The 12,653-nt window shown below is 68.5% G+C and carries 16 protein-coding genes; 12 read left to right on the forward strand and 4 right to left on the reverse strand.

Annotated features, from left to right (window positions below; translation table 11 throughout):
- Nucleotides 1-58 precede the first annotated feature (58 nt).
- Together kdgK1 and FY251_RS15220 are read left to right on the forward strand one after the other, a co-directional pair.
- Nucleotides 59-1,015, forward strand: coding sequence for a bifunctional 2-dehydro-3-deoxygluconokinase/2-dehydro-3-deoxygalactonokinase (gene kdgK1, locus FY251_RS15215; RefSeq protein ID WP_148415947.1), 957 nt, complete (start codon nt 59-61; stop codon nt 1,013-1,015).
- Nucleotides 1,016-1,086: 71 nt separating this feature from the next.
- On the forward strand, nt 1,087-1,731 hold the full coding sequence (locus FY251_RS15220; RefSeq protein WP_148415948.1) for a DUF6663 family protein: 645 nt from the start codon (nt 1,087-1,089) through the stop codon (nt 1,729-1,731).
- 39 nt (nt 1,732-1,770) lie between these two features.
- Here the strand turns inward: FY251_RS15220 and FY251_RS22625 are convergent, their stop codons facing one another.
- The gene (locus FY251_RS22625) at nt 1,771-1,938 is read right to left on the reverse strand and encodes a hypothetical protein (RefSeq protein ID WP_187367422.1); all 168 of its coding nucleotides are present in this window, start codon (nt 1,936-1,938) and stop codon (nt 1,771-1,773) included.
- A gap of 151 nt (nt 1,939-2,089) precedes the next feature.
- Nucleotides 2,090-2,587, reverse strand: a complete 498-nt coding sequence (locus tag FY251_RS15225) for an ArsR family transcriptional regulator (protein ID WP_148415949.1) — start codon at nt 2,585-2,587, stop codon at nt 2,090-2,092.
- 261 nt (nt 2,588-2,848) lie between these two features.
- On the opposite strand from FY251_RS15225, the gene FY251_RS15230 reads away from it, so the two are divergent.
- The 9 genes from FY251_RS15230 to FY251_RS22630 all read left to right on the forward strand — a co-directional run bounded on the left by FY251_RS15230 (nt 2,849) and on the right by FY251_RS22630 (nt 9,648).
- The gene (locus FY251_RS15230) at nt 2,849-3,274 is read left to right on the forward strand and encodes a CopG family ribbon-helix-helix protein (protein ID WP_004970423.1); all 426 of its coding nucleotides are present in this window, start codon (nt 2,849-2,851) and stop codon (nt 3,272-3,274) included.
- 73 nt (nt 3,275-3,347) lie between these two features.
- Nucleotides 3,348-3,614, forward strand: a complete 267-nt coding sequence (locus FY251_RS15235; protein ID WP_148415950.1) for a glutaredoxin family protein — start codon at nt 3,348-3,350, stop codon at nt 3,612-3,614.
- 70 nt (nt 3,615-3,684) lie between these two features.
- Nucleotides 3,685-4,104 carry a hypothetical protein gene (locus tag FY251_RS15240; RefSeq protein ID WP_148415951.1) on the forward strand — a complete coding sequence of 140 codons (420 nt, stop codon included), beginning with the start codon at nt 3,685-3,687 and terminating at the stop codon, nt 4,102-4,104.
- Nucleotides 4,105-4,114: 10 nt separating this feature from the next.
- A complete protein-coding gene (locus FY251_RS15245; RefSeq protein ID WP_148415952.1) occupies nt 4,115-4,297 on the forward strand; it encodes a hypothetical protein in 183 nt (60 codons plus the stop codon).
- A 108-nt stretch (nt 4,298-4,405) separates the two neighbouring features.
- Nucleotides 4,406-7,219 (forward strand): aconitate hydratase, encoded by a 2,814-nt coding sequence (locus FY251_RS15250; RefSeq protein ID WP_148415953.1) that lies wholly within the window; start codon nt 4,406-4,408, stop codon nt 7,217-7,219.
- Nucleotides 7,220-7,378: 159 nt separating this feature from the next.
- The gene (locus FY251_RS15255; RefSeq protein ID WP_148415954.1) at nt 7,379-7,828 is read left to right on the forward strand and encodes a DUF6069 family protein; all 450 of its coding nucleotides are present in this window, start codon (nt 7,379-7,381) and stop codon (nt 7,826-7,828) included.
- Between the two features lie 299 nt (nt 7,829-8,127).
- Nucleotides 8,128-8,940, forward strand: coding sequence for a hypothetical protein (locus tag FY251_RS15260; protein ID WP_148416061.1), 813 nt, complete (start codon nt 8,128-8,130; stop codon nt 8,938-8,940).
- Complete coding sequence (locus FY251_RS15265; RefSeq protein WP_148415955.1) at nt 8,937-9,371, forward strand: metal-dependent transcriptional regulator; 435 nt, start codon at nt 8,937-8,939, stop codon at nt 9,369-9,371. Before FY251_RS15260 ends, FY251_RS15265 begins: the two co-directional genes overlap by 4 nt.
- A gap of 109 nt (nt 9,372-9,480) precedes the next feature.
- A complete protein-coding gene (locus FY251_RS22630; protein WP_004970437.1) occupies nt 9,481-9,648 on the forward strand; it encodes a hypothetical protein in 168 nt (55 codons plus the stop codon).
- 163 nt (nt 9,649-9,811) lie between these two features.
- On the opposite strand, the gene dpsA is transcribed toward FY251_RS22630, so the two are convergent.
- Nucleotides 9,812-10,342, reverse strand: a complete 531-nt coding sequence (gene dpsA, locus FY251_RS15270) for a DNA starvation/stationary phase protection protein DpsA (RefSeq protein WP_089779366.1) — start codon at nt 10,340-10,342, stop codon at nt 9,812-9,814.
- Between the two features lie 420 nt (nt 10,343-10,762).
- Here dpsA and FY251_RS15275 point away from each other — a divergent pair, with 420 nt between their 5' ends.
- Nucleotides 10,763-11,443 carry a hypothetical protein gene (locus tag FY251_RS15275; RefSeq protein ID WP_148415956.1) on the forward strand — a complete coding sequence of 227 codons (681 nt, stop codon included), beginning with the start codon at nt 10,763-10,765 and terminating at the stop codon, nt 11,441-11,443.
- A gap of 45 nt (nt 11,444-11,488) precedes the next feature.
- Here the strand turns inward: FY251_RS15275 and FY251_RS15280 are convergent, their stop codons facing one another.
- Nucleotides 11,489-12,640, reverse strand: coding sequence for an ABC transporter ATP-binding protein (locus FY251_RS15280; RefSeq protein ID WP_148415957.1), 1,152 nt, complete (start codon nt 12,638-12,640; stop codon nt 11,489-11,491).
- Nucleotides 12,641-12,653 lie beyond the last annotated feature (13 nt).

The raw sequence follows: 12,653 nt of genomic DNA on the forward strand, positions 1-12,653 counted from the left end.
GGGCGCTTCGTTCGACGGCAACGCCGGAGGTTTATATCGCGCCCGCGAACGGCCTCCCATGACCGAATTCGTGACCTTCGGCGAGACGATGCTTCGGCTGTCGCCGCCGCGTGGCGAGCGACTCGAAACCGCCCGCGAACTCGAAGTGCAGGCGGGCGGCGCGGAGAGCAACGTCGCCGTCGCCGTCGCCCGACTCGGACGGGACGCCGCGTGGTGCTCGAAGCTCCCCGACTCGCCGCTCGGCCGGCGAATCGTCGGCGAACTCCGGAGCCACGGCGTCGACACCGACGGCGTCGTCTGGGCCGACGACTCCCGACAGGGGGTGTACTACCTCGAACACGGGGCGGCCCCGCGCCCGACGAACGTCGTCTACGACCGCGCCGACGCGGCCGTGACGACGCTGGAGACGGACGAGTTCGACCTCGACGCCGTCCGCGACGCCGAGGTGTGCTACACGACCGGCATCACGCCCGCGCTCTCCGAGACGCTCCGCGAGACCACGGCCGACGTGCTCGACGCGGCGCGGGACGCCGGGACGACGACCGCCTTCGACCTGAACTACCGGACGAAGCTCTGGTCGCCCGAGGAGGCCGCCGAGGCCTACCGCGACCTGCTCGGCTCCATCGACCTGCTTTTCGCCGCCGAGCGCGACGCGGCGACCGTCCTCGGACGCGACGGCGACGCCGAATCGGTCGCCCGCGGACTCGCCGAGGACTACGGCATCGAGACCGTCGTCGTCACCCGCGGCGAGGCGGGGTCGCTCGCGGTGTCCGACGGCGCGCTGTTCGAACAGGGCGTCTACGAGGCCGAGACGTACGACGCCATCGGCACCGGCGACGCCTTCGTCGGCGGCTATCTCGCAAAGCACCTCGACGGGGGAAGCGTGGCCGAGTCGCTGGAGTGGGCCTCGGCGACGGCGTCGTTCAAGCGGACGGTCGAAGGCGACATCGCCGTCGTCAACCCCGAGGACGTCGAGCGCGTCGTCGCCGACGAGGGCGACGGCATCTCGCGGTAACGCCGACGGGCGAGGAGACGACCGGACGGCCGACCGGCAGGCGTATTTCCGTCCGCCCAGTAGCCGCGGATATGGAGGTCACGACGGCCGGCCGGTTCCGGGTTTATCGCAGTCCGCGCGACGGAGACGAACTCCTCTTGCTCGAACTCCCCGACGAGCGCGTCGACTGGACCGACCCGGCCGTCGAGACCGACGCCGACGACGCCTACTCGCCGACCTACGTGCCGCAGACCGGCTACGACGACGCCCTCGCCGAGCGCGTGTCGGCGCTCGAACCCGGCAACGAAATCGGGGCCACCCTGCGCTGGGAGGACGGCGACCCGCGCTTTGCGGCCGTGACGGTCCGCGACCGAACCCGCTTTCGGTTCGTCGGGGCCGCGACGGGGCTGTTCGAGGCCGCCCGCGAGACGTGGCGGGCGACCGGCGACGGCGAGGCCATCGGCTCGCGCGTCACCTACGGCACCGACGGCGACCCGAACGCCGTGCTCTACGTCTTTGCGAAACAGCCGGGCGCGCGCGACCTGTTCGACGAGTTCGGTGACGGCGTCGTCCCGCTGGACCCGCTTTTGGACCGCCTCGACGACGAGACCGACGCGCCGGACGCGCCCCGCGAGGTGTTCGTCCTGCGCCCCCTCGACGAGGAGTTCGTCCTCGTCGCCATCGCGCTCGACCGCGAGGGGCTGTTCGCGCGGACGATGCGCGATACCTACTGCTGACGCCGCGGTCGCCGCCGGCCCCCGCCGCGACTCGCTCGGTCACGCGGGGCCGTCGTCGGCGTCGCTCGACGCGCGGGACCCGCACTCGGAACACCGGTAGACGGTTCGCCAGCCGCCGCCGGTGACGTACCGCCGCCGAAACGAGTGTCGCGCGCCGCACTCGCCGCAGACCGTCGGCGGTCCGTCGGGGTCGTCCGAGTCGTGCATACGCCGAGTCGTGGCGGAGACGACCTAACTGTCACGCCGGCGGGCGTCGCCGGGACCGTCGTCTCCGAGCGTCGAGCGGTCGAAAGAGAGTCCGGTCGGTTGCGAAGGGCGGGGGCGGGAAACCGACAGAAAAGCGGGGCGACGAAGCGCGTCAGCGCTCCTGTGACCAACGCTGGTAGACCGCGGAGCCGCCGAGGACGGCGAAAACGAGCGCGGCGAGGGCGGGCGCGCCGACGTTCGAGACGACGGGGACGCCGACGACGACGGCGATCATGAGGACGATACCGAGCGCGGCGAGGGCGGCGTAGTACTCGCTCCACGAGAGTTCGCCCTCGGGGACCACTTCCATGTAGACCGTCACGTCGCCGGCCTCGGCCAGCGAGACGACCTTCGACTCCTCGTCGTAGGTCACGATGTCGAGTTCGGCGAGCTTCGGGATGTGGGTCTGTTGCAGCGAGACGTAGGCGCTCTGTCGGATGTTTCGCGGCGGCGGCGACTCTCCGGTCTCGGCTTCCGCGATGCGCTCCGAGAGTTCTCGGAGGGTCAGGTCGCCGTCCTGGAGGTACTCGATGGCCATCCGCCGGCGGTCGTTACTCAGTACCTCGTGAATTCGCGTCTCGGAGAGCCCGGGTTCGGATGTTGTCGCCATACGAGGATTCGATCGATTTGTGACTGGTTGCTTCTCCTATATCAACAGTTCGCCTCCGGTATCTGAATCGACAACGCCGACGGCGGCAGAACACCCGGACGGAACCCCCGTCAGCCGCGGTTTCGACGCGAATCGGGGAGAAATGTCCGCCGAGAGTCGGCCGACAGATACTTCAGATACGCGGTCGCCGTCGCGGGACGAGCGGGGACGATTCGGGGGTCGATACGAATCTTTAATAGGATTTCTCATCGGAGTTAATATATGACCGTCGTCAGCGTCTCCATGCCGGAGGAGCTTCTGGAACGAATCGACTCGTTCGCCGGCGAGCACGGCTACACGGGACGAAGCGAGGTCGTCAGGGAGGCGGCCCGGAACCTCCTCGGCGAGTTCGAGGACAAGAAGCTCGAAGACCGCGAGCTGATGGCCGTCGTCACCGTCATCTTCGACTACGAGACGACCGCGGTCGAAGAGCGGATGATGGGCCTGCGCCACGAGTACGAGGGCCTCGTGAAGTCGAACTTCCACAACCACGTCGGCAACCACTACTGCATGGAGCTGTTTGTCCTCGAAGGACAGCTCTCGGACATCTCGACGTTCGTCGGGAAGATTCGCGCGACCCGCGACACCCTGAGCGTCGACTACTCGGTGATGCCCGTCGACGAGTTCACGGGCATCGTCGAGGACTGACGGTTCGGGACAACCGCCGCAGGAGACGACGCCGACGAGAAGACTCAACAGGCCGCGGCGACGACATCGGGCGATGAGCGACGCCGTCCCCATCGTCATCTACACGCGCACGGAGTGCCACCTCTGCGACGAGGCGGAGACGACCGTCCGCGACGTCGCCGCGGAGGCGGACGTCCCGGTCGATATCGACCTCGTGAACGTCGACGCCGACGACGAACTCCGCGAGACGTACGGCGAGCGCGTGCCGTACGTCTACGTCGACGGCCGACCCGCGTTCAAGTTCCGCGTCGACGCCGACCGGCTCAGGGAGAAACTGACCGCGGCGCGGTCGCTCGACTGAATCGACGGGACGGGAGGAGACGGGGCGAAACGGGCCTACGCCTATCACCTCGGCGCGCCTTTTGGTACCCATGGAAGCTGATAGACGACTCCTTCGAGGGGCGCGGGAGCGGCTCGACGGGTGGACGTACACGGCCCGCGACCGGGCGTACCGCGAGCTGTTCGCCGGCGACGACGCCGCCGTCACGGCCGAGGAGCGACAGCTTCTCGACGAGGTGGACGCGGAACTCGCGGGCGACGGCGGCGACGGCCTCTGGGGTACAGACGAGTACGCCGTCGTCATGGGCCATCCGAAGAACCACCCGATTTCGGTCGTCTGCACCCGTCACTCGGAGATTCCGGCGTCGTGGTCGCGGGGCGGCGAGAGCCTGACCGAACCCGAGCGCGAGCAGTTCAACGACCTCCTGTGGGACTACTGCGAGCTCGTCCGCCGGTACGTCCAAGACGAGGTCAACGAGTTCGTCGGCGTCGCGGGCGTCCCGGAGGAGTAGTCCGAGGGCGATGCGCGTCATCCACCCGGCGGACCATCAGACCTGTTACCGCTGCGGCGAGCGCGCCGACGTGACCGTCGCCCGCGGCCACGACCTGCGGTACAGCTGTTGGGACTGTTCGTACGCGCTTCTCGAACACGGCGGCGTCATCGTCGCGGGCGAACTGGGGAAGTCTCGCCAACGGTCGCCGTGAGCCGCGGCCCCCTGTAGATGGTACCGTTCTGCCCCTCCGTTCGCCTCGATTCCGACGACGTGAGAACGAGTCCCGCATTCAAGCCCGCGGAGACCCTATCTGTCGACCATGAGCGATGGAGATACGCTGGACGCCATCCGTGAGTTCGAACACGGCGGAACCACGTACAAGATGGCGGACCTGACTGTCCTCGAAGAACAGGGCCTCTGCGAACTCGACAGGCTACCGGTGAGCATCCGCATCCTCTTGGAGTCGGTGATTCGGAACGTCGACGGCGACATCGTCACCGAGGAGGACGTGCGAAACGCCGCCTCGTGGGAGCCGGACGTGCCGAACGTCGAAGTCCCGTTCACGCCGTCCCGCGTGGTGCTACAGGACCTGACGGGCGTGCCCGCGGTCGTCGACCTCGCGGCGCTCCGGTCGGCGGCCGACCGCGCCGGGGAGGACCCGAGAATCGTCGAACCCGAGGTTCCGTGTGACCTCGTCATCGACCACAGCGTGCAGGTGGACTTCTTCGGCTCGCCCGACGCCTACGAGAAGAACGTCGAGTTGGAGTACGAGCGCAACGCCGAGCGCTACAAGGCGCTCAAGTGGGCGCAGAACGCCTTCGACAACTTCAGCGTCGTCCCGCCGGGTACGGGCATCGTCCACCAGGTGAACCTCGAACACCTCGGGCGGGTCGTCCACGACCGCGAGTGGCGCGGCGACCGCTGGCTCCTCCCCGACACGCTCGTCGGCACGGACAGCCACACGCCCATGATAGGCGGCATCGGCGTCGTCGGCTGGGGCGTCGGCGGCATCGAGGCCGAGGCGGCGATGCTCGGCCAGCCCATCACGATGAAGCTCCCGGAGGTCGTCGGCGTCAGACTCGACGGCGAACTCCCCGAGGGCGCGACCGCGACCGACCTCGTGTTGCACGTCACCGAACAGCTCCGCGAGGTCGGCGTCGTCGACCGCTTCGTCGAGTTCTTCGGCCCCGGCGTGGGGAACCTCTCGGTCCCCGACCGGGCGACCATCTCCAACATGGCCCCCGAACAGGGGTCGACCATCAGCGTCTTCCCGGTCGACGAGGCGACGCTCGACTACCTCGAACTCACGGGCCGCGAGCCCGAACACATCGAACTCGTCCGCGAGTACCTCGACGCGCAGGGCCTCTTCGGCGAGCAACACCCCGAGTACACGGAGACGGTCGACGTGGACCTCTCGGCGGTCGAACCGAGCCTCGCCGGGCCGAAGCGCCCGCAGGACCGCGTCCCGATGGGCGACATGAAGACGCACTTCCGGAAACTGCTCCACGGCGAGTTCGAGGAGGTCGTCGACGACGTCGACGAGGAGGCAATCGCCCGCTGGCTCGGCGAGGGAGGCGACGGCGGCGACGGCGAACTCGCGGGCGACGGCGGGACACTGACCGAGACGCCCGAGGCGGCACCCGAGGAGCCCGACCTCGGCGAACTGACGAAGCGCGTCGAGGTCGACCTCGACGGCGAGACGGTCGAAATCGGCCACGGGAGCGTCGTCGTCAGCGCCATCACGTCCTGTACGAACACCTCGAACCCCTCGGTCATGGTCGCCGCGGGTCTCCTCGCGCGCAACGCGCTGGAGAAGGGCCTCGACGTCCCCGACTACGTCAAGACGAGCCTCGCGCCGGGGAGCCGCGTCGTCACGGAGTACCTGAAGAAGGCCGACCTGCTCCCGCACCTCGAAGCGCTCGGCTACGACGTGGTCGGCTACGGCTGTACCACCTGCATCGGCAACGCCGGGCCGCTCCCGGAAGCCATCGAGAACGCCATCGACGACCACGGGCTGTGGACGACGAGCGTCCTCAGCGGCAACCGCAACTTCGAGGCGCGCATCCACCCGAAGATTCGCGCGAACTACCTCGCTAGCCCGCCGCTGGTCGTCGCCTACGGCCTCGCCGGGCGGATGGACATCGACCTCGAAACCGACCCGCTCGGCACCGACGACGACGGCAACGCCGTCTACCTCGCGGACATCTGGCCGGACGCCGACGAGGTCCGAGAGACGATTCACGACAGCGTCGACCCCTCGATGTTCCGCGAGAAGTACGCCGAGGTGTTCGAGGGCGACGAGCGCTGGGAGGCGCTCGAAGCGCCGACCGGCGACGTGTACGACTGGGACGACGAGTCGACTTACATCCGCGAGCCGCCGTTCTTCACGGACTTCCCGCTGGAGAAACCCGGCGTCTCCGACATCGAGGACGCCCGGTGTCTCCTGACGCTCGGCGACACGGTGACGACCGACCACATCAGCCCCGCGGGGCCGTTCGGGTCGAAACTCCCGGCCGGCCAGTGGCTCGTGGACCACGGCGTCGACCCCGTGGACTTCAACACTTACGGCTCCCGCCGCGGCAACCACGAGGTGATGATGCGCGGGACGTTCGCCAACGTCCGCATCGAGAACCAGATGCTCGACGACGTGGAGGGCGGCTACACGATTCACCACCCGACGGGCGAGGAGACGACCGTCTTCGAGGCGAGCCAGCGCTACCGCGAGGAGGGGACCCCGCTCGTCGTCCTCTCGGGCGTCGAGTTCGGGACCGGCTCCAGCCGCGACTGGGCGGCCAAGGGCACGGACCTCCTCGGCGTGCGCGCGACCATCGCCGAGAGCTACGAGCGCATCTACCGCGACAACCTCGTCGGCATGGGCGTCCTCCCGCTCCAGTTCGAAGCCGGCGACTCGTGGGAGTCGCTCGGCCTCGACGGCTCCGAGCAGTTCGACATCCGCGGCCTCGACGACGGCCTCGAAGTCAACGACGAACTGACCGTCGTCACCACGAAAGACGACGGGACCGAAATCGAGTTCGACGTGACCGCGCAGGTCGGCACGCCCGCCGCGGTGACGTACGTCGAACACGGCGGCATCCTCCACTACGTGCTCCGCCGCCTCCTGACCGAGAACTGAGTCGGGGAGGCAGCCGGCAGGCTGAATCGGGGGAGCCGAATCGGGCAACTGAGTCGGGGCGACACCCCGACCGGTTTCGACCCGCGTGTCGGACTCACGGAGCGTCACGAATCGCCGAAGACGCGTAGCTTCATCACCCGGGGCGTGCTACATGCTAGCATGGCAACCGTGACACCCGCGGTCCGCCCGACGTGGACGGACCTCACGCGTCGCGGGCTGGCGACCGCGGCGGTCGCGAGCGTCGCGAACGCGCTCCTGTTGACGCTCGTCCTCGAAACTGGGCTCGTCGAGCCCTTCGCGCCGCTTTCGTACCCGCCGGTCGTGCTCTTTTCGGCCGCCGGCGCGGTCGGGGCGACGCTCGTCTACGGGCTGTTCACGGGGCGCGTCGCCGACGCGGACCGGACGTTCGTCAGGGTCGCCGCCGCGGTGCTCGTGGCGTCGTTCCTCCCCGACATCGGACTCCTGTACGCCGACCCCGGCGCGACGGTGCCGGGCGTGGTCGTGCTGATGGCGATGCACGTCGTCGTCGCGGCGGTCTGCGTGGCGTCGCTCACCGAACTCGGCTGGGCCGTCCCGAAGGGCACCCGCCCGGACGCGACCGAGGAGTGACCGCCCGCCGGCGTCCGGTCTCGACTGCACCGCCGCGAACCGACCGTGGCGACGCGGCCGGTACCCGTCTCCCACCGTGCGATCATTCTTTAGGATGGCCTAAAAACCGAAGACACTATGTCGTTTTAGGCCGCCCTAAAGAGTATGGCCGACAAGGAATCGCAACGGTCGTCGGAGTCGAGCCGACGCGGCGCGCTCGCGTGCGGCGGCGGAACCGACGCGGGTGCGTGTTGAACGTGCGCGATTGCCTCGGCGGCGAGACCACCGGGTCGGGCGCACCGGACAGACGGGGCGCGGACGTGGCTGGTGACGAGGCCGCGGGCGTCCGAGACGCGCTGGGCCGCGTCGAGCGCGAGCGCGAGCAGGTGCTGGCGAAGCGGCGGGCCGTCGAGCGGTTCGAGCGGCGCGTGCGAAAGCTCGCCGCACAGTCGGTGCGCCCGCCGGCGGACACCGCGCGAGCGACCGCGTGCGGAACGGCATCGACGCCGACGCCGACCCGGCGAAACCCCGCCGCCGGCGCGGGACGGCGACGGGTCCGCGAACTGTTCGCGGAGACGATACGGCCCCACAGCGTCGCCGACGGGAACGAGTCCGAACCGCTCTCGGTGACGATTCGCGAGGAGTTCGGGCCGGAGGTCGCGGCGGCGCTCGATTCGGACGCGGGAGGGCGGTTCACGCCGGCGGTCAAGGAGGCGGTCGTGTCGGCGGCGGCGGACCGGAAGCGCGGCCTCGACGGGATGCGGCGGGCGCTCGACGGCGAGGAGCGGTCGCTCCGGGCGGCGCTCGCCGTGCTGGACGAGTGCGAAGACTGGCTGACGCGGGCGGACGAGACGCCGCTTTCGGCGCTGGGGTTCGACGCCCTCCGGCGGCGTCACGAGACGCTCGCCGACCACCGCGAGGCGTGCGACAGACTGGTCCGCGAGCGACAGCGGCGTCTCGACGGGGCGACCCACCAAACCGCGGCGGTCGAAGTCGACCACCGACATCTCGCGGCGTACCTCTACGAGGACCGCGCGACCGACTACCCGGTCCTGACGGCCGCGGTCCGCACGAGCGGCGTCTGCGCGGACTGTCAGCGAGCCGTCCGCGACCACCTCGTCCGCCGCGTATGATCGGCGCGCCGCAGTACCTCCTCACCCTGTACATCGCTGAGCGGGAGGGCGACGAGGAAGCGCCGATTTCGCCGGGATACGTCGCCGACGCGCTCGACCGCTCGCCGCCCGCGGCGACGGAGCGCCTCCAGAACCTCGACGCCAAGGGGCTCGTGGACTACGAGCCGTACGAGGGCGCGACGCTCACGGCTGAGGGCCGCGACGCCGCCGCGGACCTCTACGACACCTACCGGACCCTCTCGCGGTTCTGCCGGGACGTGCTCGGCCTCGACGACCACGAGGACGAGGCGATGCAACTCGTCGGAAACGTCAGCCGGACAGTCGCCGAGCGCCTCGCGGCGACACTGCTCCGCGGCGAGGCCGACCACGACGAGGCGGACGGGAGCACCGAGACGAGGTCGCAGCCGTCGCCCGACACGCCCGCGAGGTGAACGGCTCGGCACGGACCGACACCGAATCCCTGATTTGTCAACAATTAGCACGCCAAGCGCCGAATCAGAACCGTACCCTTTTTGTTTTAGGTTTCCCTAAAGTCTCGCAATGGCCGCTGGTACGCAGTCGAACTCTGAATCCGCGTCGGAGCCCGACCGACCCGACTCCCCCGAGATATCCGTCTGCAAGGGCGGGCCGGGGAAGTCGGTGTTCATGGAGTCGGGCAACAGCGACGGCTGGATTTCGAGCGACGTGACCATCGACGTGACTCGGTAACGCCCGACCTCACTCGGTCCAGTCTCGTCGCGTCCCATTCGAAGGGGTGTGCTCGGGATGCGAACGCGACGAGTCCAGTCGCTACGCGTCGCGGGAGTGTTCGCGAGAAAAGGGTCGGCCGTCGGAACGGGAACCGCGTCCTCCGACGCGTCGGCGGCGACGCTTACTGAACGAGCGTGTCGTCTTCGAGGTAGTGGTCGATGACGTGGGCGTGTTCTTCGATTTCGATGAGTTGCTCGCGGAGCATGTGCGCCGTCGCGTGGTCGCCGAGACCCGCGGCGAGTTCGATGTGCTCGCGGTAGCTCTCGATGATGTCGCCGTACATTTCGAGGTCGTTTTCGAGCGACGTGCGGATGTCGTAGACGTCCTCGTCCTCGGGTTCGACGGTCGCGGCCTCGCTCAGCGCGGGCATGCTGGCGTGGGGGACGCCGCCGATGGACTGGAGACGCTCTGCGATTTCGTCCGCGGCCTCCTCGACTTCCTCGTAGGCCTCCTGAAGGAACTCGTGGAGGCGGAGGTGTTCGGCACCCTCGACGTTCCAGTGGTGCTTGTGGAGCTGGTGGTAGAGGACGTACGCGTCCGCGAGGTCGGTGTTCAGCGCTTCGATGATCTGTTCGGCCTTCTCGGTGTCGAGACGAACCGGGTTGTCGCCGACGCTGCCTGCTTCCTTGAGGACTGACTTCTGTGTGCTCATCTCGACTGGTAGTTGGGGCTGGGACCACTTAATACTTATCCGAGAACGAACAATTTTTCGTGTCGCCTAAAATCCCGTTTCCCGAATCTCGCCAATTGCTTCTAAAGCGGCGAATAGAACGTGCTAAGCAGGCGCATGGAGGGGAACGATTCGGCTGATAGATTCCGGTCTCACCGGACCACCTACCAGATTCAGTATATTATTTTCGACCCCGCGGTCGCCGCGGACGAGGTCACGGTTTCTCGAATCCGATTCGGTCTCGAACGTGTCGTGTGTTCCCCCGCTCGGGGCCGATTAGTCGTGCTATCAACACCCTTTTGCGCGGTGCCGTCGAGCGAATAGCCGTGTTCCGATCAGTGACTAGCGCGCCCGACGACTCGCCGACGCGCGGCGTCTCCGACCGCACGCGGGGGGCGTGACGTGTTCGTCGACGCTCTCCGGTACCCGTTTGCGGACCGCACGCGAGTGGACGGCACCGCGACGTGCCTCGTCGCACTCCTTCTCGCCGGGACGCTCTTCCGCCTCGCGGCGCGACTCTGGCCCGACCTCACGCTTCTGGCTCCGGCGCTGCTTGCCGTCGCCCCGCTTCTCGCCTTCTTCGGCCTCCTCGGCGGCGTGCTCGCCGGCGACGGCTTTCCCCCGTTGGCGACGACCGAGACGCTCAGACTCGCCGGGCGAGTGGTCGGCGTCGCCGCCGTCTACCTCCTCCCGGCCGCGGTCACCGTCGTCGCCGTCGGCTACGTGACCGCGACCGGCACGGTTCCGGCCGTGCTGAGCGGCGTGACGACGGCGATGCTCGCCACCGTGGCGCTGCTCGTCACGGTCGTCTGCGCGTATCTCCTGCCTGTCGCGACCGCCGTGAGCGTCCGCGAGGGACTCCGCTCCGGGCTTCGGCGAGACGCCCTTCGCGGAGCGGCCTCGGGCACGTACTTCCTCGCGTGGGTGGGCGGGGCCGTCCTCGTCGTCCTCTCGTGGAGCGCGCTCGCGGCGACGATCGCGCGGAGCGTCGCCGCCCTCCTGGCGCTCGCTTGGTGCGCGTACGCCCACGTCGCCGCCGCGGCGCTCATCGCCGACGGCGTCGACCGGACCCACCCCTGGTGAGAAGCGGCGCGCGACCGAACGACGGGAAAAGGAGTGCCGGTCCGCTCAGCCGAGGTCGATCTGCTGTGCGGCTTCCTCCATCGACCGATTGTGGAGCGCCTCGCCCGTCTTCCGGTCGAAGAGGTGAATCGCCTCCTCCGGAATCTGCGCGACGACCGTCTCGCCCGGACTGATGCGCGTGAGGCCGTCCGTGGTCGCAACCAGCGTCCCTGCGGTCTCGGGGTCCGCGTCGGGGTCGAAATACAGGTACAGCGTGTTCTCGTCGCCCATCGGTTCGACGACGTCGACCGCCATCTCGAAGTCGTGGTCGCCGCTCGCGGCGTCGACGAGTTCGACTGACTCGGGTCGAATCCCGAGGACGAGGTCGGTCGCGTCGCCGACGTCGTCGCGTATCTCAGCGCCGACCGGGTACTCGAAGGAGTCCCCGACCAGGCGGTCGCCTTCGAGCGTCACGTCGAAGAAGTTCATCGACGGCTCGCCGAGGAAGCTCGCGACGAACTGGTTCGCCGGCTCGTGGTAACACTCAAGCGGCGTCGCTATCTGCTGGAGCTCCCCGCCGTCGAGGATGGCGATTCGGTCGCCCATCGTCATCGCCTCCGTCTGGTCGTGAGTGACGTAGACGGTCGTGACGCCGAGGTCGTCCTGCAGTCGCTGGAGCTCCGTCCGCATCTGCGCGCGGAGCTTCGCGTCCAGGTTGCTGAGCGGTTCGTCCATCAGGAACACCTCGGGGTCGCGCACGATGGCGCGGCCGAGCGCGACGCGCTGCTGTTGGCCGCCCGAGAGGTCGCTCGGCTTCCGGTCCAGCAGGCTCGGGATGTCGAGCAGGTCTGCCGTCTCCGAGACCATCCGGCCGATCTCGTCGTCCGGGAGGTCCGTCGACTCCTCCAGTCCGAACGACATGTTCTGCCGGACGGTCATGTGCGGGTACAGCGCGTACGACTGGAACACCATCGCGATGTCGCGCTCCTGAGAGGGGACGTCGTTGATGACGCGGTCGCCGAGCGAAATCGTGCCCGACGTGATCGACTCCAGTCCCGCGATCATCCGGAGCGTCGTCGACTTCCCACAGCCCGACGGACCGACGACGACGAGGAACTCCCCGTCGTCGATGGACATCGAGATGTCGTCGACAGCGACGATTTCCTCGTCGCCGTCCTGGAACGTCTTCGTTATCGAATCGAGTTCAAGCGTTGCCATATCTCTGAGTAGG

Origin of the sequence: Haloferax sp. KTX1, assembly GCF_902410085.1 — an archaeon.
Lineage (GTDB): Archaea > Halobacteriota > Halobacteria > Halobacteriales > Haloferacaceae > Haloferax > Haloferax massiliensis.

Bases quoted from the DNA above. Each gene is read 5' to 3' on its own strand.
- FY251_RS15255 (WP_148415954.1), top strand. From the start codon at position 7,379: ATGGCAACCGTGACACCCGCGGTCCGCCCGACGTGGACGGACCTCACG.
- kdgK1 (WP_148415947.1), top strand. From the start codon at position 59: ATGACCGAATTCGTGACCTTCGGCGAGACGATGCTTCGGCTGTCGCCG.
- FY251_RS15245 (WP_148415952.1), top strand. From the start codon at position 4,115: ATGCGCGTCATCCACCCGGCGGACCATCAGACCTGTTACCGCTGCGGC.
- FY251_RS15225 (WP_148415949.1), bottom strand. From the start codon at position 2,587: ATGGCGACAACATCCGAACCCGGGCTCTCCGAGACGCGAATTCACGAG.
- dpsA (WP_089779366.1), bottom strand. From the start codon at position 10,342: ATGAGCACACAGAAGTCAGTCCTCAAGGAAGCAGGCAGCGTCGGCGAC.
- FY251_RS22625 (WP_187367422.1), bottom strand. From the start codon at position 1,938: ATGCACGACTCGGACGACCCCGACGGACCGCCGACGGTCTGCGGCGAG.
- FY251_RS15220 (WP_148415948.1), top strand. From the start codon at position 1,087: ATGGAGGTCACGACGGCCGGCCGGTTCCGGGTTTATCGCAGTCCGCGC.
- FY251_RS15280 (WP_148415957.1), bottom strand. From the start codon at position 12,640: ATGGCAACGCTTGAACTCGATTCGATAACGAAGACGTTCCAGGACGGC.
- FY251_RS15250 (WP_148415953.1), top strand. From the start codon at position 4,406: ATGAGCGATGGAGATACGCTGGACGCCATCCGTGAGTTCGAACACGGC.
- FY251_RS15230 (WP_004970423.1), top strand. From the start codon at position 2,849: ATGACCGTCGTCAGCGTCTCCATGCCGGAGGAGCTTCTGGAACGAATC.
- FY251_RS22630 (WP_004970437.1), top strand. From the start codon at position 9,481: ATGGCCGCTGGTACGCAGTCGAACTCTGAATCCGCGTCGGAGCCCGAC.
- FY251_RS15235 (WP_148415950.1), top strand. From the start codon at position 3,348: ATGAGCGACGCCGTCCCCATCGTCATCTACACGCGCACGGAGTGCCAC.
- FY251_RS15265 (WP_148415955.1), top strand. From the start codon at position 8,937: ATGATCGGCGCGCCGCAGTACCTCCTCACCCTGTACATCGCTGAGCGG.
- FY251_RS15240 (WP_148415951.1), top strand. From the start codon at position 3,685: ATGGAAGCTGATAGACGACTCCTTCGAGGGGCGCGGGAGCGGCTCGAC.